The sequence below is a fragment of the Pseudoalteromonas sp. T1lg75 genome (assembly GCF_002964705.1).
Classification (GTDB): domain Bacteria; phylum Pseudomonadota; class Gammaproteobacteria; order Enterobacterales; family Alteromonadaceae; genus Pseudoalteromonas.
In genome coordinates this window covers 237727-257523 of record NZ_PQCD01000015.1, presented here as the reverse complement: position 1 = coordinate 257523, position 19797 = coordinate 237727, and the positions used below count along the sequence as shown (strand labels likewise).

Sequence of the window (19797 nt, the reverse complement as noted above, 5' to 3'; positions counted from 1 at the left end):
TGCCTTGGTTTGATTCGGGCGCGTATTGTAGAGCAAACAAGGAGTAAATAACATGATCAAGATCCCCGACAGTGAACGTCTAAGCTACCGCCAGATGACCTTGGACGATGGCGACTTGCTCTTCGAGCTCGACCAGGACCCGGCGGTGATGAGATACATTAATGGCGGCAAACCCAGCACCCGGGAAGACATAGATAACATCGCCCTGCCGCGCCTGAGCAAATACCTCAATCCGGAAAAAGGTTGGGGCCTGTGGCAGGTCACAGAAAAAACCGAGCAGCGCTTTCTCGGCTGGATCTTAGTGCGCCCCTACCAATTTTTTAGCGAGCAGCCTCAGTGGCATAACCTAGAGCTCGGCTGGCGATTTAAACAAATTAGCTGGGGCAAGGGCTATGCTATTGAAGCCGCAGCGGCCGTGGTGCAGGCTTTGCGTGAGCAGAGTGAGGTGAGCCACTTTTGCGCCATTGCCGAGCAAGACAACCTGGGCTCGGTGGCCATTATGAAAAAGCTGGGCATGGAGTATGTTCGCAATTATGTGCATCATGATCCCCTGGGTGATTGGGACGTGGTCTACTATGAAATGGCGGCGCGTTAAGTGCCGCTAAAAAATAATTACTAAGATGTGTGCCCTTTCTTTCCCCCCTTACTCGCACTCTTTGATTAAAAAAAAGCCATACAGTATCAGACCCATAGGCGAATAATAGAGGGGATTAACCAAGTTCTAACCCGGATTAAAAGACGATCAACCGCTCACTTTGTAATCAAGTGTAATGACACCCAGGCAAAAAAGCGACTATATTTTGAAGTCTCTAGTATGAGCGCTTACACAGGTATGGTGAGCATATGGATAAAATAAATAGCTTTATGGCACTAAGCTGCACCTTAGTAGCATGTCAGGGGCATCAGCCAATAGGCGCGCTCGATGGCGCCAAGGTACGACACGAATATATGCCGGTATGGCTCGCTCACATCGAGCAGTACCGAAAAGGGCTCGCCGACAGGGTGTTAGACACCTTCGAAGCGCTGCAAGAAGTAACGCCAAAACTCTCGCGTGAACAGCTCACGAATGCCATGCTTGCAGAGCGTAACGGCCGTGATTTTGTTCAAGCATGCCAGCAACTGGTTTATCTGTGCCAAAAAGGCAGTTGGCCAGGGCCGAGCATGTGAACTAGCAGTTTAATTCGCAATCATAGCGAAGCATAAAAACAAAAAACCCGGCTTAGGCCGGGTTTTTTATTACTTAGAAAAAGTGCTTACTTCTTCTTAACTGCTTTTTTGTTTGGCAGGTCAGTGATTGAACCTTCAAAGATTTCTGCAGCTAGACCGATAGACTCGTTTAGAGTCGGGTGAGCGTGGATGGTTAGCGCCAGGTCTTCACCGTCTGCACCCATCTCAACCGCTAGGCCGATTTCGCCCAGCATTTCACCTGCATTGATACCAACCATGGCACCACCGATGATACGGCCATTGTCTTTATCGAAGATAAGCTTAGTTTGACCTTCGGTACGTGCAGAAGCAATAGCACGACCCGATGCTGCCCACGGGAATACCGCAGTTTCGATGTTAAGGCCTTGCTCTTTCGCTTCTTTCTCGGTTACACCCACCCATGCAATTTCTGGGTCTGTGTAGGCGATTGAAGGAATACACTTAGGATCGAAGAAGTGCTTCTGACCAGAGATAACCTCGGCAGCAACGTGACCTTCATGAACCGCTTTGTGCGCAAGCATAGGCTGACCTACGATGTCACCGATTGCATAGATGTGGTCAACGTTGGTCTTCATTTGCTTGTCGGTGTTGATAAAGCCACGCTCATCAACATTAACGCCCGCTTTGTCAGCGTCAAGCAGCTTACCGTTAGGAGTACGGCCAACAGCAACAAGTACTTTGTCGTAACGTACTGGCTCAGCCGGTGCGTTCTTACCTTCGAACGATACATATAGACCATCGTCTTTCGCTTCAACGCCCACTACCTTAGTAGAAAGCATTACGTTGAACTTGTCTTTTACGTAGCGCGTGTAGATCTTGATAACGTCTTTATCAGCCGCAGGTACTAGTTGATCAGCAAACTCAACAACGTCGATTTGTGAACCTAGTGCACGGTAAACCGTACCCATTTCAAGACCAATGATACCACCACCTAGTACAAGTAGTTTCTCAGGAACGTCTTTAAGCTCTAGCGCACCGGTTGAATCGATTACACGATCATCTTCTGGGATGAAAGGTAGGTTAACAGGCTGAGAGCCCGCAGCGATAATAGCATTGTCGAAGGTGATAGTGGTGCCATCAACGTCAATGGTGTTGCTGCCAGTGAATTTACCGTAGCCGTTTACTACTTTCACTTTACGCATCTTCGCCATGCCGTCTAGACCACCAGTTAGCTGGCCGATTACAGAGTCTTTCCAACCACGGATTTTGTCCAGGTCGATTTCAGGCTTGCCGAAAGAAACACCGTGTGACGCCATTTCGCTTGCGTCATCAATAACTTTAGCAACGTGAAGTAGTGCTTTAGATGGAATACAACCTACGTTCAAGCACACGCCACCAAGAGTGCTGCGTGACTCAACTAGAGTTACTTCTAAACCTAAGTCTGCGGCACGGAAAGCTGCAGAATAACCACCAGGACCACCGCCTAGTACAACGACTTGTGTTTTGATTTCGTTGCTCATGCTATTACCTTATTTTGTCCGAACGGGAAGCAATAACGAATAATTTCATTAAACGGTCATTGCTCACAAAAATTGTGCAAAGATTGTATCATTGCAAAGTAAAAAAATCCCAGTAAAAACCGTTTACTGGGATTAAAGTTCTATATCTATTTAGCTTACATTACCAAGTTACGAATATCGCTTAGGTAATTCGCCAGGGTCACAGTAAAGCGTGCTGCCAAGGCACCGTCAATTACACGGTGGTCGTATGAACAGCTTAGTGGCACCATCAGGCGCGGCTCGAATTCTTTACCATTCCACTTCGGCTTAAAGTCAGACTTAGATACACCCAAAATGGCCACTTCTGGCGCATTCACGATAGGTGTAAATGCCGTACCACCGATGCCTCCTAGGCTAGAGATGGTGAAACAGCCGCCCTGCATATCCGCAGAGGTCAGCTTGCCATCGCGCGCTTTGGCAGAAATTTCCATTAGCTCGCGAGATAGTTCAATGATGCCTTTTTTGTTTACATCACGCACTACCGGTACAACCAGACCATTTGGTGTATCTACGGCGATACCAATGTGCACGTATTTCTTCAAGATCAGGCTTTCACCATCTTCCGATAGCGATGAGTTAAAGGTTGGGAATTCTTCCAACGCTTTCGCTGCCGCTTTCATTACGAACACGAGTGGGGTGATCTTCACGCCTAGTTTCTTCTTCTCGGCAAGGGCATTTTGCTCTTTACGGAAGGCTTCCAGGCTAGTGATATCCGCTTCATCGTATTGGGTTACGTGAGGGATATGCACCCAGTTACGGTGCAGATTTGCGCCCGATAGTTTTTGGATACGTGAAAGTTTCTTCTCTTCCACTTCACCAAACTTGCTGAAGTCCACTTTTGGCCATGGGATCAGGTCTACACCTGCGCCATTGCCGCCTTTACCGGCATTGCCAGACTCAACCTGCTTCACTAGCTCTTTGACATAGTTCTGCACGTCTTCTTTAACAACGCGGTTCTTACGACCCGTGCCTTTCACTTTCGCCAGGTTGATGCCGAACTCACGAGCCAGACGACGAACCACAGGTGATGCATGTGCATAGTCACTGTTTTCAACGAAGTCTTCACGCTTCGCCGGCGCCGGGCCACCTGCTTTTTGTGCAGGAGCTGGTGCAGCGGCTGGCGTTGCTGTAGCAGCAGGAGCTGCACTTGCAGCCGCTGGCGCTGAGCCTTGCACTTCGAAGGTGAAGATAAGAGAGCCGGTGCTCACCTTGTCGCCCACGTTCACTTTAACTTCTTTTACCGTACCGGCGAAAGGAGCCGGCACTTCCATAGAAGCCTTGTCGCCTTCAACGCTCAGAATTGATTGCTCTTCTGAGACGCTGTCACCGGCGCTTACCATAACCTCGGTTACTTCAACTTCGTCACCGCCGATATCTGGCACAACCACTTCTTTGATTTCAACACCACCGCTTTGCGCAGGTGCGGCCGCTGCCGCAGGAGCTGCTTCAGCAGGCACTGAGCCGGCGGTTTCAAAAACAAACACTAGCGAGCCGGTTTTCACCTTGTCGCCCACGTTGACCTTGATTTCTTTTACCACACCCGCTTGTGGTGCGGGTACTTCCATAGAAGCCTTGTCGCCTTCAACGCTCAGGATTGATTGCTCTTCTGCTACCGTGTCACCCACGCTGACCATGATTTCAGTGACTTCAACTTCGTCGTCACCGATATCAGGTACATTAATATCAACGCTCTCGCTCGCAGCCGCGCTGCCAGCCGCAGAGGCGGCAGGTGCACTTTCTTGTGCAGGCGCTGCTTCGGCTGTCGCCGACTCACCTTCGAAGATCATGATCAAGGTGCCGGTTGAAACCGTATCGCCTTCGGCGATTTTAATCTCTTTAACCACACCCGCTTCGCTTGCAGGTACTTCCATAGAAGCCTTGTCGCCTTCTACGGTGATAAGCGATTGTTCAACTTCAACCTTGTCGCCAACGGCAACAAGAATCTCGGTAACTTCAACCTCATCACCGCCGATGTCTGGAACTTTAATTTCAATAGTCATTGCTAACCTCTTAAGCGTACAGCGGGTTAATCTTGTCGGCGTCGATGTTGAATTTCTTAATTGCTTCAGCAATTACAGACTTCTCAACATCACCACGTTTAGCCAGCTCAGTCAGTGCGGCAACTACCACGTAACCTGCGTTCACTTCGAAGTGACGACGTAGGTTTTCACGGCTATCCGAACGACCGTAACCGTCGGTACCTAGTACGCGGTAAGACTCAGCCGGGATAAAGGCACGAATTTGCTCTGCATAGTTCTTCATATAGTCGGTCGCGGCAATCGCAGGAGCATCACCTAGTACAGAAGTTACATAAGGCACTTTTGCCTCTGCTTCTGGGTGTAGCATGTTGTAACGGTCTGCATCTTGCGCATCACGGGTGATCTCGTTGAATGAGGTTACCGAGAATACATCTGAAGCAATGCCGAATTCGTCGCTTAGGATTTGCGCCGCTTTACGCACTTCATTCATGATCGTACCTGAGCTTAGAAGCTGAACCTGGCCTTTGCTGCCAGCATAGCTCTCTAGCTTGTAGATACCCTTACGGATACCTTCTTCGGCGCCTTCTGGCATCGCCGGCTGATGGTAGTTTTCGTTCATCAGAGTCAGGTAGTAGAAGACATTTTCTTGGCTCTCACCGTACATGCGACGGATACCATCTTCGATAATTACAGCAACTTCGTAGCCAAACGTTGGGTCGTAAGAGATACAGTTAGGAACCGTGTTTGCAAGAATGTGGCTGTGACCATCTTCGTGCTGCAGTCCTTCACCGTTAAGGGTTGTACGACCAGCCGTTGCACCTAGAAGGAAGCCACGTGCTTGTTGGTCACCGGCCATCCACGCCATATCGCCTACACGTTGGAAACCAAACATTGAGTAGTAGATATAGAATGGGATCATAGGTAGATCGTTGGTGCTGTATGAGGTCGCCGCAGCAACCCAGGATGACATTGCGCCTAGCTCGTTGATACCTTCTTGCAGTACCTGACCACCCTGATCTTCTTTGTAGTAAGAAACGATGTCACGGTCTTCTGGACTGTAATTCTGGCCGCGCGGGTTATAAATACCGATTTGACGGAACAGACCTTCCATACCAAAGGTACGGGCTTCATCGGCAATGATTGGCACGATGTTTTTACCAATGCCCTTGTCTTTAAGAAGTACGTTTAAGGTGCGTACGAAAGACATAGTCGTTGAAACTTCACGCTTTTGCTCTTCAAGCAGTGGCTTGAATGCGTCTAACTGAGGTAATACCAGCTCTTCGCTAAAGTTAGGAAGACGCTGCGGTGTGTAACCATGTAGGGCATTACGACGAGCGTGTAAGTATTCGTACTCTTTCGAACCTTCTTCCAGAGTCAGGTACGGAAGATTTGCTAAATCATCTTCAGATACCAAGTCATCGAGGCCAAGACGGCTACGTAGGTGCGCTACGTGGGTCATATCCATTTTCTTAACTTGGTGCGCGATGTTCTTACCTTCAGCAGCATCACCCATGCCATAACCTTTAACGGTTTTTGCAAGGATTACAGTTGGACGACCTTTGGTTTCTTGTGCTGATTTAAACGCTGCGAATAGTTTCGACGGCTCATGACCACCGCGCTTAAGGGCGAAGATCTCTTCGTCGGTCATATCAGCTACAAGGGCTGCAGTCTCAGGGTAACGACCGAAGAAATGCTCACGGACGTAGGCACCGTCTTTGGCTTTGTATGTTTGGTAGTCACCGTCAACCGTCTCATTCATCAGCTGCAGTAGTTTACCTGTTGTGTCCTTAGCCAGTAGCTTGTCCCAACCACTGCCCCACACAACCTTGATTACGTTCCAGCCTGCACCTCTGAATAAACCTTCAAGCTCTTGAATGATCTTGCCGTTACCCATTACCGGGCCGTCTAGGCGCTGTAGGTTACAGTTTACTAGGTAACATAGGTTGTCTAATCCTTCGCGGGCGGCAAAAGAGATAGCACCACGTGATTCTGGCTCATCCATCTCACCGTCACCCAGGAATGCATATACGCGCTGGTTAGACGTGTCTTTAAGACCACGACCGTCAAGGTATTTCAGGAAACGTGCTTGATAGATAGATGCAATTGGACCCAGACCCATGGATACGGTTGGGAACTGCCAGAATTCAGGCATCAATTTCGGGTGCGGGTAAGAAGGAAGACCCTTGCCATCCACTTCTTGACGGAAGTTGTCTAGTTGCTCAGCGGTTAGACGGCCTTCAACGAAGGCACGGGCATAGATACCAGGTGAAATATGGCCCTGATAATAAACCAAATCACCGCCATCTTGTTCGTTTGGAGCGCGGAAGAAGTGGTTAAAGCATACTTCGTAGAATGCCGCTGACGACTGGAAAGACGCCATGTGTCCACCTAAGTCAAGATCCTTCTTAGACGCACGCAGAACAATCATGATCGCGTTCCAACGGATGATAGAGCGGATACGACGCTCGATATTTACATCACCCGGGTATGCAGGTTCTTGATCTGCTGGGATGGTATTAACGTAGTTGGTGGTGGTGCCGGTTGGCATATCAACACCGTCTAAACGCGCCTGCTCTAGCACTTGCTCAAGAATGAATTGCGCTCGCTCAACGCCCTCTTCACGCACTACCGACTCAAGGGCTTGTAACCACTCTTGGGTTTCTAATGCGTCTACGTCAACTTTATTGACTTCAGACATATGGAGTTTTCCTTATGTTTAAAATACGAATTTAAAATGCCAAAAAGCCCCCGTGCGAGCATGGCTCCACAGGGGCTTATAGCGAATTTTATTGTGTGCGGGTACGTCGCAATGAGCGCTCGATGCGCGAGTGCTCTTTGGTGGCTTCCAATAATGCTTCTTCGATAAAGGCTAAGTGGGCATTACTGGCTAAACGTGCCTGCTCCGGACGCCCTTCAATAACGGCATCCATTAACACTTGTCGATGCTCAGCAAGTTGCTGAGACACCTCTGTTTTCTTCATCAGTACCTGCAGGTTCTGCAGGACATTTTGTTCCAGCAAGGCTTGCATGCCACGCACCAGGTGCAGCAACACTACATTGTGTGATGCTTCAGCAATGCAAAAATGAAAGGCATTGATGGCTTTGGCCTTCGCCGCCAGATCGTCACTTGCGTGGGCGATTTTTTCGAAGCTTTCTTTGACCTTGTCAAAATCAGTTTGGGTACCACGCAAGGCCGCATAATACGCCGCAATTCCTTCAAGGGCATGACGAAACTCAAGTAAGTCAAATTGCGATTCCGGGTGCTTGCTGATCAGCTCAAACAGCGGATCGCTTAACCCTTCCTCCAACTGGTTTTTGACAAAGGTGCCCCCACCCTGACGGCGAGTGACTAAGCCTTTGGCTTCCAGTTTTTGAATTGCTTCGCGCAGCGAAGGACGAGAAACTTCGAACTGTTTGGCGAGCTCACGCTCCGGTGGTAATTTTTCACCCGGAGCTAACGAGCCCTCGAGAATCATGTTCTCAAGTTGCGCTAGGATCACATCCGAAAGTTTCGCTGCTTTGACTTTTAATGACATGGTTATTTTTAGCTTCGGGTAAATTGGTCATACCAAAAAGTGCAGATAAGGTATCAGATTCCCCTTAGACTGTCAAAATTGCTGCTATGCGCCGCCATTTTTATTCACTTCAGTATGTAAGATATGGACAAAAGTGAAAGTATTTTTCGTCCACCAATAAATGGTCATACCAGTTAGAAGTATGTAAAAAAGCATAAAAAAAGCCCCTACAACAAATGTGTAGAGGCTCTTGCATCCGCAGAGATGCTCTCCTTGGATGCCGCTAACGGCCCAGAGGCGTCAGCTTATTTATTCATGAAGTCGACACCTTCTTGGATGTCTTTGTTCAGAGTTGCAAGCATGTCGTCTTTTGCTTTTTGCTCAAACGCGCTTAGCTCACCGTAAGAAAGAAGTTCTTCAACACCGTTCTTACCAAGACGTACTGGCTGTGCGAAGAATTGTGCATCTTCACCATTACCTTCAACGTAGGCGTACTCGATTACGTCTTCACCCTGTAGGCCTTTCACTAGTGACAGGCAGAAACGGGCTGCCGCTGCACCCATTGAAAGTGTTGCGCTACCGCCACCGGCTTTAGCTTCAACAACTTCAGTACCCGCGTTTTGAATGCGTGTAGTAAGTGCTGCGATTTCCTCATCAGAGAAAGTAGCGCCTTCCACTTGTGAAAGAAGAGGAAGAATAGTTGTGCCCGAGTGACCACCGATCACTGGAACTTTAACCTGGCTTACGTCCAGGCCTTTAAGCTCGGCAACGAAAGTTTCTGCACGGATAACGTCAAGCGTTGTTACACCAAAAACGCGCGCCGGGTCATAAGTGCCTGCTTTTTTGAATACTTCAGCAACGATTGGCACAGTGCCGTTTACCGGGTTAGTGATCACACCCACCATGGCTTTAGGACAGTTTTTAACGATGCCTTCAGCAAGCGTCTGAATGATGCTCGCGTTTACGTTGAATAGGTCAGCACGGTCCATGCCTGGCTTACGCGGCATACCTGCAGGAATCAAAACAACGTCACAACCGCTTAGTGCTGCATCAAGGTCGTCTTTACCAAAACCTTTTACTGCTACCGCAGTAGGGATGTGTGATAGGTCTACGGCAACACCTGGAACAACAGGCGCTACGTCGTATAGAGACAGTTCAGAACCAGCAGGAAGGCTATTTTTTAGTAGTAAAGATAGCGCTTGACCGATACCACCGGCAGCACCTAAAACGGCAACTTTCATTTTAATTCTCCGTAAATAACGAGACTAGGTTATGTGAGATTTGGGTCATCAGACCTAAAGATGGCCCTAAAGATAATGAAAATAGGCCATAAAGACAAATTAATCCGCGTTATTTTGAGGATAATCTCGACCATAGTCGTAAACTTAACTGTAAAGATTCTAGGGTCTGTTTATCTTTGAGGTTTACTTTATGTTCAATCTAAACGCATTCTGGTCACCACGCTCGTTATGGTGCATAGTCATTCTATGTACATAGCGAGTAACACAGAGCAGGATGCGTTTAGATGAACCCGTAGGGCAGCGCTTGTAGCGCATTTCTACTGTGTTGTTACATGTTCATGTAGAATAACTACACCACACATGTGCCGCCTTGTATAAATACACTACAAACTGCTGCAGAAACAAACAGCAAAGGTCAACAGACCCTACTAAGATGAAATACACTGACTTCTTAGGTAGAATATTGACAACAATTTGCAAAGAAGAATGACATTATGCAAGCGCAAGAAAAACAAGAAGCTTTGGTAAAAGCCTTTAAGGCAATTCTTAAAGAAGAAAACTTTGGTTCACAAGGTGAGATTGTCGACGCCTTGAAGGAGCAAGGCTTTGACAATATCAGTCAAAGCAAGGTTTCGCGCATGCTCAGTAAATTTGGTGCGGTACGAACCCGCAATGCCAAGCAGGAAATGGTATACTGTTTGCCGGCCGAACTCGCCGTTCCAACCGCCAAGTCACCACTACGCCAACTGGTTATTGATATAGTTCACAACGAAATGATGATCATCATCAACACCAGCCCTGGTGCGGCGCAATTGATCGCCCGCCTGCTCGACTCACTGGGCAAGGCCGATGGCGTACTGGGCACCATAGCCGGTGACGATACCATCTTTATCGCCCCCGCGAAGGTGTCAGAAATTGATGTTACCTTGGAGCGCGTGCGCAAACTGTTCGACAACGTATAAAAGAGGCTATCACCTCTTTTATAAACGTTTCAGTAAATCCACCGAGGGCGCAAAGAAGGCCGCGCCCATATCCGCCTGGGTGAAGTCGAGCCAGGCATCATAATGCAGATAATTCCCCAGCTGGCTATTGAGCATCTGTCCAAAAGCGGTGCCGCTGGCGGCACAGGTCACCGATAACAAACCTTGCTTATTCATACTCGCAAAGGGCATACCCTGGTGTAACAGTAGCGGCTGGCCCTTTTCATCTTTTAACTCGGTGCATACCGCATGACTATTGGCATTAAGTGGCATCAACAGCTCACTGTCGAGGCGAGTTCGCCCCATCACGAACTCCTGCTCCTCTTGGCTCAGCGCTTGCCAGGCCACCAGGTTATGGGTAAAACGCTGCACATGGATATAGCTGCCGTGGGCAAAATAATCCTCGTCGCTCACCAAAGCAGTAAGCATTTTTTGCCGCCCATGAGGCGTATCTGGGGCATAGACAAAGCCATTAAAATCCCGACCATCAAGAAAACGAAAACAACTTATCTCTTCAACCAGCTCCACATCGGGCGCCAGCAACTGCAGGACTTGCTGGCCAAAGAGATGATTCACATCTTCTCGGTCCGAGCGTATTTGCACAAATAAATCGAACGGCTGGACACCGACACTGTGATCGCTGTGACTCACGCGCGGAAAATTCGTGAGTGTTGATGGTGTACGTTGGGGGTGTAAGAGCGGCCAATACTGGGCACCGATGGCGACAAAACTGGCGACCATGGCTTCGGAGAAACGCTCCTCAAACTCAGCCTGCACATCAATGAGCCGAGCAAGCTTAACCTTAAGGGTTTCATCATGGCCATCAAGGACATTAAAAAAAAGGTGCAAGCCATGTAAGTTAGCTTGCGCGCACACGCCGGATTGCGCTTTGGCCATTTAAGTTCCTATGTTTTTATTCTTGGATTGTGCCCTCCTGCGGTGCGGGCCTGGGCGCTTAGGCGGTAAAAAAGTTTACCGCATGTGATGTAATTGTAATCGATAGCTTTTGTCCCGGCAAAAACTCTTGTTCAGGTTGCTTGACCGGCACTTCAAGCTCTTGGCCAAAGACCTGCACCCGATACACATACTCGGTACCAACAAATCGCTTCGACAACACGGTCACCGGGCCACTTTCATCGGCAATAAGCTGCAGATCATGGGGGCGCACATACAACTGTCCCACCTGCTCACTGCCCTCAACCGCTTGCTGCGATTTAACCACCCCAAACTGGGTTTCAAAATGATAGTCATCCTGCTTTTGGGCATCCAGGTATAAGCCCGTGCCAAGGAACTCGGCCACCACCTTAGAGCGCGGATGGTGAAACAACTGTTGCGGTGTCCCCTGTTGGGCAATTTTCCCTTGGTGCATCACCGCCAGGGTATCGGCAAAAGCAAAAGCTTCTTCCTTGGAGTGGGTAACGAAAATCGCCGACACCTGTTGGTCTTTTATAATGCGACGAATATCGGCGATCAATTGAAAACGCACCTGATGGTCGATATTAGAAAAAGGCTCATCCAGTAACAGCAGACTGGGCTTATAGGCCAGAGCTCGAGCGATGGCCACCCGCTGCTGTTGGCCACCAGATAATTGATGAGGATAACGGTGGGCACAATCTTCGAGATGGACCAGCGCCAGCATTTCCTTAACCCTTTTGGCCTTGTTGACCCGGGTCATGGCTTTGAGGCCAAAGGCAATGTTGTCGGCCACATTCAAATGTGGAAACAAAGCATAATCCTGAAACATCATGCCCATATTACGATGCTGAGGCGCAACAAAGCGGTTATCGTCGCATAAGATGGTCTCGCCGAGACGAATGACCCCTTGATGCGGGCGCAGCAAACCGGCAATAGCCTTGAGGGTGGTGGTTTTACCACAACCACTGGCCCCTAACAGGCAAAGGATTTCATTATCGCCTAAATGCAGGCTCAGGTTATCCACCACGGCACGCTCGCCATAGTTAAAGCTGATATTGTCTAAGTGAAGCTGTGCCGTCATCAGTGTTTTTGCTCCATCGAGCGGTTAATAAAATAGAGCGGAATTAGACCCACAACGACGATAAATAAGGCCGCCACCGAGGCCAGCTCAAGCTGTTCATCGCTCACATATTGAAAAACATGGGTTGCCAGAGTTTCAAAGTTAAAGGGGCGTAGCAGCAAGGCCGCCGGTAATTCTTTCATACATTCGATAAACACCAGCAGCGCCGCGGTTAAAATACCTCGCTTGAGAATGGGTATATGTACGCTGGTCAGGGTTTGTCTCGCACTGCGGCCCATGGACTGACTGGCCATATCCAAGCTGGGGCTAATGCGGCTAAAGCTCGACTCTATACTGCCATGGGCAATGGCATAAAAACGCACCACGTAAGCAAAAATAATCGCAAACAGGGTACCGCTTAAAAACAGCCCAGGCGCCTTATCATAGGGTTCCAGCCACTGGTTAACGCCCTCTTCCAAGGTGGTCAGCGGCAGCAACACGGCGATGGCCAATACCGTGCCCGGCAGCGCATAGCCAGTGCTTGCCAGGCGCCCTGGCCAGAGACTGGCAGGCGATGGTGTCAGGCGCTGGAAATAAACCACCAGCAGGCTCAAAACAATGGCCAGGACACTGACCAAGGCGGAAATTTTCAGGCTTTGCCAGGCATATAGGAAGAACTCGCTGTTCCAGGCCTGATCGAAATAATCAATGGCGTAGCCGCCTAACACCAGCACGGGAACCACGAACGCGACTAACAGGACTAGGCTGGCAAAGGCGCTGGCAGCAAAGGCCTTGGCGCCTGTAAGCGGATATAAAGACTCTTCACCGAGCTGAGTTTGTCGCTCAAACACCGCCTGATTACGACGGGAATAACGCTCGATAATGATAGCCACAAACAGGATTAGCAGCATGATGCCGGAGATTTTTGCCGCGGCGGTCAAAGAATAATAACCAAACCAGGTGTCGTACACCGCCGTGGTCAGGGTGCTAACGGCAAAGTAGCTTACGGTGGCAAAATCGGCCATGGCTTCCATGCTGATCAGCGCCACCGCCGCAGCAATGGCGCCCTGGCTTAAAGGCAGGCTGATCTTAAAAAAGCTCTGTGCCGGGGTGTTGCCCATGATTTCGGCGGCCTGCACCAGCTTATGCGACTGCTCTTTTAATGCCGTTTTAAATATCAAAAACAAGTAGGGGTACAACACCAAGGCCAGCATAACAATGGCACCGCCCAGAGTACGGATATCGAAAAACCAATAGTCGTCGGGAGATTGCCAGCCAAAGGCATCGCGCAGTGCAATTTGCACCGGTCCGGCGTAGTCAAACAGGTCGGTATACACGTAGGCAATCAGATACGTGGGCATGGCCAAGGGCAACATCAGCGCCCAGGAAAAGAGTTTTTTGCCGGGAAAATCACAGTAGGCCACCAACCACCCCAGTGGCAGCGCAATCACGCAGCTTAATAAGGCCACACCGAGGATCAAGAGGATGGTGTTGCCAATATAATCCCACAGCACGGTATTCCACAGGTGCGCAAACACCTGGGGGTCGCTTTGCAGAGATTCAAAAATCAGGAAGCCTAACGGCAACGACAGGCCTAAGCCTGTCGTCCACGCAATCAGCTGCCATGAGGACAGCGAAAATTTAAACTGCATTGAAACTAATCAGTTAAAGGTCGAATTTAACCTCGTCAAGAAGTCGTAACGCAGCGCTACGGTGCTTGCTTATTTCCGCTAACGGCAGCGTGTCTTCTTTAAACTCACCCCAAGATGCCACGAGCTCGGACAGGGGCACACCGGGCTTAACCGGATATTCCATATTGACGGAGGCATACATATTTTGCGCCGTATTGTCGGTCATAAACTCGATCAGTTTCAAGGCATTTTCCTTGTTTTTCGAGTGCTTGGTTAGTACCACGCCGGAGACATTTACATGAGCGCCCCTATCTTGCTGATTAGGGAAGTTAATATAGACGGCATCTGCCCAGGCCTTTTGCTGCTCATCCTGCATCATTTTGCCGAAATAATAGCTGTTGCCTATGGCCACGTCGCACAGACCTTCCTTAACCGCTTTAACCTGAGCACGATCATTACCCTGTGGTTTGCGGGCCAGGTTTGCCTTAAGGCCTTCGAGCCACTTTTTCGTTTCGGCTTCACCGTGGTGGGCTATCATGGATGCCACCAGGCCTAGGTTATAAGGGTGCTTACCCGGGCGCATACAAACCTTGTTGGCGTATGCGTCTGTGGCGAGGTCTTCATAACGCAGGCTATCAAGTTTACCCACTCTGTCTTTTGCCGAATACACATTACGAACACGCTTAGTCAGCGCCACCCACTGGCCATTGGGATCGCGAAAGCCTGCAGGAATGTTAGCGTCAACCTGTTCGCTGCTGATGGTCTGTGTTAGCGCCATATCTTCGAGTTGCATTAAGGCACTGAAGTTTGACGTCAACACCAAGTCTGCTTGGGTGTGTTTGCCTTCACGCTTTAAGCGCTCGATTAAACCTTTTTTGGCAAAGACGACCTTGGTTTCGATACCGGTTTGCGCCGTAAACTTCTCTAAAATAGGTTCAATTAAAAAAGGTTGGCGAAATGAGTAAATATTCACGGTTTCAGCCGCCCATGCCGGCGCTGTAGACAGAACTGAAACAACCGATGCCAATGCAAATCCTAGTGCTTTTTTCACCAAAGGCTCCTAATTTAAATAAAAATAATTCTCAAAAGCATCATACTGTTTAAGATGCAAAAGTACAGTGCTAAACCAGTAAGCCATAAGAATAATTTCCCGGTTGGCCCGAAACTTTGTAAGACATATCGCACAGTTCACCGGGTTATCACCGTAATCACTGCTAAAAAAACGAACAGTAAATACAGTAACATCTTGATTATTAATAGAAATGTTTATTGTCACTATGGTTTTACAGAATTTAGTATGAGTTTATCTGGCTGACCTAGGTTAAAACTTTCCCTTATACTAACTTCATCGCTTGTAAGGGCATACGAGCGTAAAAGTTAAGGAAACCACAGCAGGGATTGCCGGGATTTGAGTACAGGAGGTGCTCAGCACCAGGAAGGTTAGCGGCAGGAAGCACGGCGCAAGGGACTGTAACCAAGAGCAAGGAAAAAGAGCAGGATGCTCAGGCACTGGATGTGCAAGGGGACGCAGGCATTGGTTCGCCTAAGGAACGCCAGCTGGAAGCAGGCATCACAGGATGTGGGGGAGAGAACCAAAGCGGCTTAGTAATTCAAAATGCTAACTACATGCGAAGCACTATGCCGTACGACAGGTTGTCACAGGAAAAAGGGGACAGGGACGACACCGCAACAGCCATGTTGCGGCTTAATCACCACGGTGATTACAGGGAATTGAACTTGCTTCAATACCGGCAGGATGCTGGAAAATTCCGTCAGCGCGACCTATATGGTCGCGTCTTTTTTATCTGCTGTTCACGTTTTATCTCTGCTGTGTTCTCACACAAGTTCACTCTTAGCCTACTACACCCCATATCAAGCTGATCATTAGGCAAAAAAAGGGAGAAAACTCCCCCCTTGATTAATGCTGCGCAGAGATACGCTGCGGTTAAGACTTTAGCGAGCCTTCTTATTTGTCGCTGTCGCGTTTATGACCACGACGCTCTTTATGCTTTGCTTTCATTTGCGCAAACTTTTGCTGCTGCTCTTCGGTGAGGATATTCCACACCTGATGCTTGGTTTTTAGATGCGCAATTTTGCGCTCCATTTGCTTGCTCTGCTGCGTTTGAATGATTTCACGGGCCGCCTGCTCATCAAAACTTTCACTGGTATTGGTCAGCGCTTGCAAGGCCTGATAACTCTCGTGGCGTGAGCCTCGTTGCGGCTTAAGCTGTTTGTTAGCTTCCATAATGGCTTTGATTTGCGTTTGCTGCTGCTCGCTCAGCTGTAGGTGTGCAATCATGCGCTCGCTAAGCATACCGCGCTCACCATGCTTGTGGTGACCCCCTTGCCCGGCCAATGCGGCGGTGGACGCTAAGGTGATAGAAATAACGGCGACTGTAAGTAACTTATTTAATTTCATAACGGACTCCTACGTTGTCCTTGGTTGTGAACTGGGTGCGTTATTTACTCTAGCAAGCGCTACGCAAAGCAGTGTCAGGGGCACGTAAAGGTTGTGTAAAGGTGTCGCGCTGTAAACAGTCAATCAGTTAGTATGAACTGAGAACCCGTGTTTTTGAGATTGGCGATGAAGGTTTTATTAATAGACGACGACATTGAACTGGCATCCATGCTGAGTGAATATATTCACTCGCAAGGCTTTGAGGTAGAGTGCGCCCACGATGGCGAACAAGGCCTAGCACTGGCCTTGGAAAACAGGCACGACCTGATCCTGCTCGATGTCATGCTGCCAAAACTGGACGGCTTTGAAGTACTAAAACAACTGCGTGCCACGTCCCTAGTGCCGGTGATCATGCTGACCGCCAAAGGCGATGATTTCGACCGCATCTTTGGCCTAGAGCTAGGCGCCGACGACTATATTCCTAAACCCTTTAATCATCGCGAGCTGATCGCGCGTATTAAGGCGATCACCCGCCGCATAGAACATATAAATAACAGCCAACCGCGACAAGAGCTGGAATTTGCCAACCTGAATATCTGCATGCAAAGTCGCAGCGCCAGCGCACAGGGACAACCCCTTAGCCTGACCGGTACCGAGTTTGCTATTTTACATCTGTTGCTGCAAGAGCCTGGTGCGGTGATCAGCAAAGAGCAGATCAGCGAACAGGTTTTAGGCCGCCGCCTAGCCCCCTATGATCGCTCCATCGATATGCATGTCAGTAATCTGCGCAAAAAAATAGCAGAACATGTAGAGAACGAGCGTATCCGCACCGTTCGCGGTGCCGGTTATGTATTGATCGGAGATGCCTAAGTGAGTAATCCCGTTAACAAGCTCTATGTAAAAATTTTTCTGTGGTTTTGGCTGACCTTCGCGGCCACCATCATACTTATGGCTGCACTGAGCTCGGTCAGCTTCAGCGATCTCAGCTACGAGCCCTTGCAAGGCAGCGATGCCCACTATTTTAAGCGCCTGGGTCACGCGGTTGAGCGCTCGGCAAAAAAGCATCAGCACTCGGCGCAGGAGGTGATCAACCTGGGACGCTTAAAAAAACGCAAGCTGTATTTATATTCGCCGGACAAGGACCTGGCTTACAGTAATTTTAATGCCGGCGAAGCGGTGGATTTAAGCCTGTTAAACTTTCGTCCCGATATGGCACCGCAAATGATTTTTAACGAGCATTTCCACGCCCTGGGGCCGCTGCTAATCAACCTGCCCGATGGTCAGTACCAGCTTTATGAGCTGCGCCCAGAACGCACCCTACCCTGGTTTGTGCGTCTCAAGTTGCTCCCGCACTGGCTTAAGGTCACGGTCGCCATTGGCGCCTCCTTATTGCTGAGCTTTCTCTTTACCCGCACCCTGATTGGTCCACTGAATTCGCTGCGCTTTAGCGCTCGGGCCATTGCCGAAGGGCAACTCGACAGCCGTGTCACCCTGGCCGCGCAACGAAGCGATGAAATTGGCATTCTCGCCCGTGAATTCAATGCCATGGCGCAGCGCCTGGAAACCCTGGTCAATACCCAAAGAACCTTGCTCGGGGATATTTCCCATGAGCTGCGCTCACCGTTAACGCGTTTATCCCTCGCCTGCGCCATCGCCCAGGACAAGGCCGACAAAGACACGCTAGTGCAGTTACAACGTATTGAAAAAGAAGCGCAATTATTAGACCTGATGATAGAGCGCATTCTCACCCTGTCGCGTTTGGAAAATCGCCAACAAAGCCTGCAAACCGAACTGATGTCACCGGCGCAACTCTTTACCCCGGTCTTTACCGATGCCGAATTTGAGGCTAGGTCGCAAGACAAAACCCTGAGTTTACCCTCACTGCCGGATCAGCCCTTGTTGCGAGTCGATGCCATGCTGTTGGCCAGCGCCTGTGAAAACTTGCTGCGCAACGCCATTAAGTACGCCAACAGCCATATCGAGGTGACGCTCAAACACGAGCAGCAACAATGGCAACTCAGCATTCGCGATGATGGACCCGGCGTTGCCGAGCAAGAGCTCGCCCATATTACCGAGCCCTTCTATCGCGTTGGCAGTGCCCGAGCCCGCAACAGCGGCGGCACGGGTCTGGGCTTGGCCATAGCCGCCAAAGCCATCGCCGCGCATCAGGGGGAGCTGGTATTGCAAAATCATCCACAAGGTGGTTTAGTAGCCACCATCAAGCTACCTACGACTTAATACTGAATGTTTTATTCCAGCGAAGCCCTGCTCCATAAAAACGATGACGCCATCGCCCATTTTTGGCACCAGGAGATGAGCTCAGGCTTTTTGGAAACCAAGCACGGCAAGTTGTTTTATGCCTATCATCTGCCCTATCGCGCCGATTACGCCATAGTGATCAGCTCGGGACGCATCGAGGCGGCACAAAAATATCAGGAGTTGCTGTGGGAGTTGGCGCGTAACAATATCGCCGTGTTTATTGTCGACCATCAGGGTCAGGGGCGCTCTTACCGCCATCTCGCCGATGTGCACAAGGGCTATGTCGGCCACTTTGATGACTATAAATCAGATCTGCACCAGTTTATCACCGAGGTAGTGAACCCTCAGTGGCAGGGCAAAAAAATCCTGCTCGGTCACTCCATGGGCGGCGCCATTGCCCTGGACTATGTTTGCACTCACCCAGAGCAGTTTGCCGGGCTCTTTTTAAGTGCGCCCATGTTGCAAATAAACACGGGTTCAACAGCCCCCTGGCTTGCCAAGTTGTGGGCCAGCTCGGTCTGCACCTTTACTAAGGGCGAGGGCTATGTGCCCGGGCACGGCCCTTATGCGGCGGTACCATTTAACGAAAATGAATTAACTCACAGCGAGGAGCGTTACCGGCGTTTTCGTGCCCTGTATCAGCAAAGCCCGGAGTTACAGCTCGGTGGTGTGACCTATAAGTGGCTGGATGCGGCCTTTAAGGCAATCGCTCAACTCAGGCAGAGTCAGTGCCCGGTGCCCTTGTTTATTGCCGCGGCGCAGGAGGATAGCGTGGTCGATACCTCGCCCTATCAAGACTATGTACATGCGCAGCACAAGGCGGTATTAAAATCCTACCTAGGTGCGAGGCATGAGCTATTATGCGAGCAGGACTCCATTCGTAAAGCCCTGCTGCGCGATTTACTCAACTTTTGTGAGCAGTTATAAGTAACCTGAGCTTCGGATAGCTAATGCCTTTCTAGCAGCCAGTTTTGGCGCTAACGGCGTTGAATTCACTACCAATAGCCAGCTATTAGTGCGTAAATTCGCCTGGTTATCCCTAAAACTCTCTGGCTAGACAAGGGGGTATTTATAGTGAACTTTAAAAAAACAATAAGTTAGCTCACCCCTTACC

The 19797-nt window shown here is 49.5% G+C and carries 16 protein-coding genes; 6 read left to right on the top strand and 10 right to left on the bottom strand.

What is annotated here, in order from left to right:
• Positions 1 to 52: 52 nt before the first annotated feature.
• A complete protein-coding gene (locus C2M36_RS03890; RefSeq protein WP_325050523.1) occupies positions 53 to 595 on the top strand; it encodes a GNAT family N-acetyltransferase in 543 nt (180 codons plus the stop codon).
• Between the two features lie 248 nt (positions 596 to 843).
• Entirely contained in the window at positions 844 to 1167 is a 324-nt protein-coding gene (locus C2M36_RS03885; RefSeq protein WP_105253774.1) for a hypothetical protein, read from the top strand.
• An 86-nt stretch (positions 1168 to 1253) separates the two neighbouring features.
• On the opposite strand, the gene lpdA is transcribed toward C2M36_RS03885, so the two are convergent.
• From lpdA to mdh, 5 genes are all read right to left on the bottom strand, one after another.
• Positions 1254 to 2666: a dihydrolipoyl dehydrogenase gene (gene lpdA, locus C2M36_RS03880; RefSeq protein WP_105187848.1), complete on the bottom strand. Its 1413-nt coding sequence runs from the start codon at positions 2664 to 2666 to the stop codon at positions 1254 to 1256.
• A gap of 155 nt (positions 2667 to 2821) precedes the next feature.
• Positions 2822 to 4705 (bottom strand): pyruvate dehydrogenase complex dihydrolipoyllysine-residue acetyltransferase, encoded by a 1884-nt coding sequence (gene aceF / locus C2M36_RS03875; protein WP_105253773.1) that lies wholly within the window; start codon positions 4703 to 4705, stop codon positions 2822 to 2824.
• Positions 4706 to 4715: 10 nt separating this feature from the next.
• Positions 4716 to 7382: a pyruvate dehydrogenase (acetyl-transferring), homodimeric type gene (aceE, locus tag C2M36_RS03870; protein WP_105253772.1), complete on the bottom strand. Its 2667-nt coding sequence runs from the start codon at positions 7380 to 7382 to the stop codon at positions 4716 to 4718.
• Positions 7383 to 7470: 88 nt separating this feature from the next.
• Positions 7471 to 8220, bottom strand: coding sequence for a pyruvate dehydrogenase complex transcriptional repressor PdhR (pdhR, locus tag C2M36_RS03865; RefSeq protein WP_105253771.1), 750 nt, complete (start codon positions 8218 to 8220; stop codon positions 7471 to 7473).
• Between the two features lie 284 nt (positions 8221 to 8504).
• Positions 8505 to 9440, bottom strand: coding sequence for a malate dehydrogenase (mdh, locus tag C2M36_RS03860; protein ID WP_105200191.1), 936 nt, complete (start codon positions 9438 to 9440; stop codon positions 8505 to 8507).
• Between the two features lie 494 nt (positions 9441 to 9934).
• Here mdh and argR point away from each other — a divergent pair, with 494 nt between their 5' ends.
• Positions 9935 to 10402, top strand: a complete 468-nt coding sequence (gene argR / locus C2M36_RS03855; protein WP_105253770.1) for a transcriptional regulator ArgR — start codon at positions 9935 to 9937, stop codon at positions 10400 to 10402.
• Positions 10403 to 10420: 18 nt separating this feature from the next.
• Here the strand turns inward: argR and C2M36_RS03850 are convergent, their stop codons facing one another.
• From C2M36_RS03850 to C2M36_RS03825, 5 genes are all read right to left on the bottom strand, one after another.
• Entirely contained in the window at positions 10421 to 11317 is an 897-nt protein-coding gene (locus C2M36_RS03850) for a Dyp-type peroxidase (RefSeq protein ID WP_105253769.1), read from the bottom strand.
• A 58-nt stretch (positions 11318 to 11375) separates the two neighbouring features.
• Positions 11376 to 12416 carry an ABC transporter ATP-binding protein gene (locus tag C2M36_RS03845; protein WP_105253768.1) on the bottom strand — a complete coding sequence of 347 codons (1041 nt, stop codon included), beginning with the start codon at positions 12414 to 12416 and terminating at the stop codon, positions 11376 to 11378.
• Complete coding sequence (locus tag C2M36_RS03840; RefSeq protein ID WP_105253767.1) at positions 12416 to 14047, bottom strand: ABC transporter permease; 1632 nt, start codon at positions 14045 to 14047, stop codon at positions 12416 to 12418. Before C2M36_RS03840 ends, C2M36_RS03845 begins: the two co-directional genes overlap by 1 nt.
• Before the next feature lie 13 nt (positions 14048 to 14060).
• On the bottom strand, positions 14061 to 15077 hold the full coding sequence (locus C2M36_RS03835) for a Fe(3+) ABC transporter substrate-binding protein (protein ID WP_105253766.1): 1017 nt from the start codon (positions 15075 to 15077) through the stop codon (positions 14061 to 14063).
• Positions 15078 to 15992: 915 nt separating this feature from the next.
• Positions 15993 to 16445 carry a Spy/CpxP family protein refolding chaperone gene (locus C2M36_RS03825; RefSeq protein ID WP_105253764.1) on the bottom strand — a complete coding sequence of 151 codons (453 nt, stop codon included), beginning with the start codon at positions 16443 to 16445 and terminating at the stop codon, positions 15993 to 15995.
• Between the two features lie 165 nt (positions 16446 to 16610).
• On the opposite strand from C2M36_RS03825, the gene C2M36_RS03820 reads away from it, so the two are divergent.
• Genes C2M36_RS03820 through C2M36_RS03810 form a run of 3 tightly spaced genes read left to right on the top strand, consistent with a single transcriptional unit; the run spans position 16611 to position 19610 of the window.
• On the top strand, positions 16611 to 17294 hold the full coding sequence (locus C2M36_RS03820) for a response regulator transcription factor (RefSeq protein WP_105253763.1): 684 nt from the start codon (positions 16611 to 16613) through the stop codon (positions 17292 to 17294).
• Positions 17295 to 18662: an ATP-binding protein gene (locus C2M36_RS03815; RefSeq protein ID WP_105253762.1), complete on the top strand. Its 1368-nt coding sequence runs from the start codon at positions 17295 to 17297 to the stop codon at positions 18660 to 18662. It abuts the gene before it with no gap.
• Between the two features lie 6 nt (positions 18663 to 18668).
• Positions 18669 to 19610: an alpha/beta fold hydrolase gene (locus tag C2M36_RS03810; protein ID WP_105253761.1), complete on the top strand. Its 942-nt coding sequence runs from the start codon at positions 18669 to 18671 to the stop codon at positions 19608 to 19610.
• Positions 19611 to 19797 lie beyond the last annotated feature (187 nt).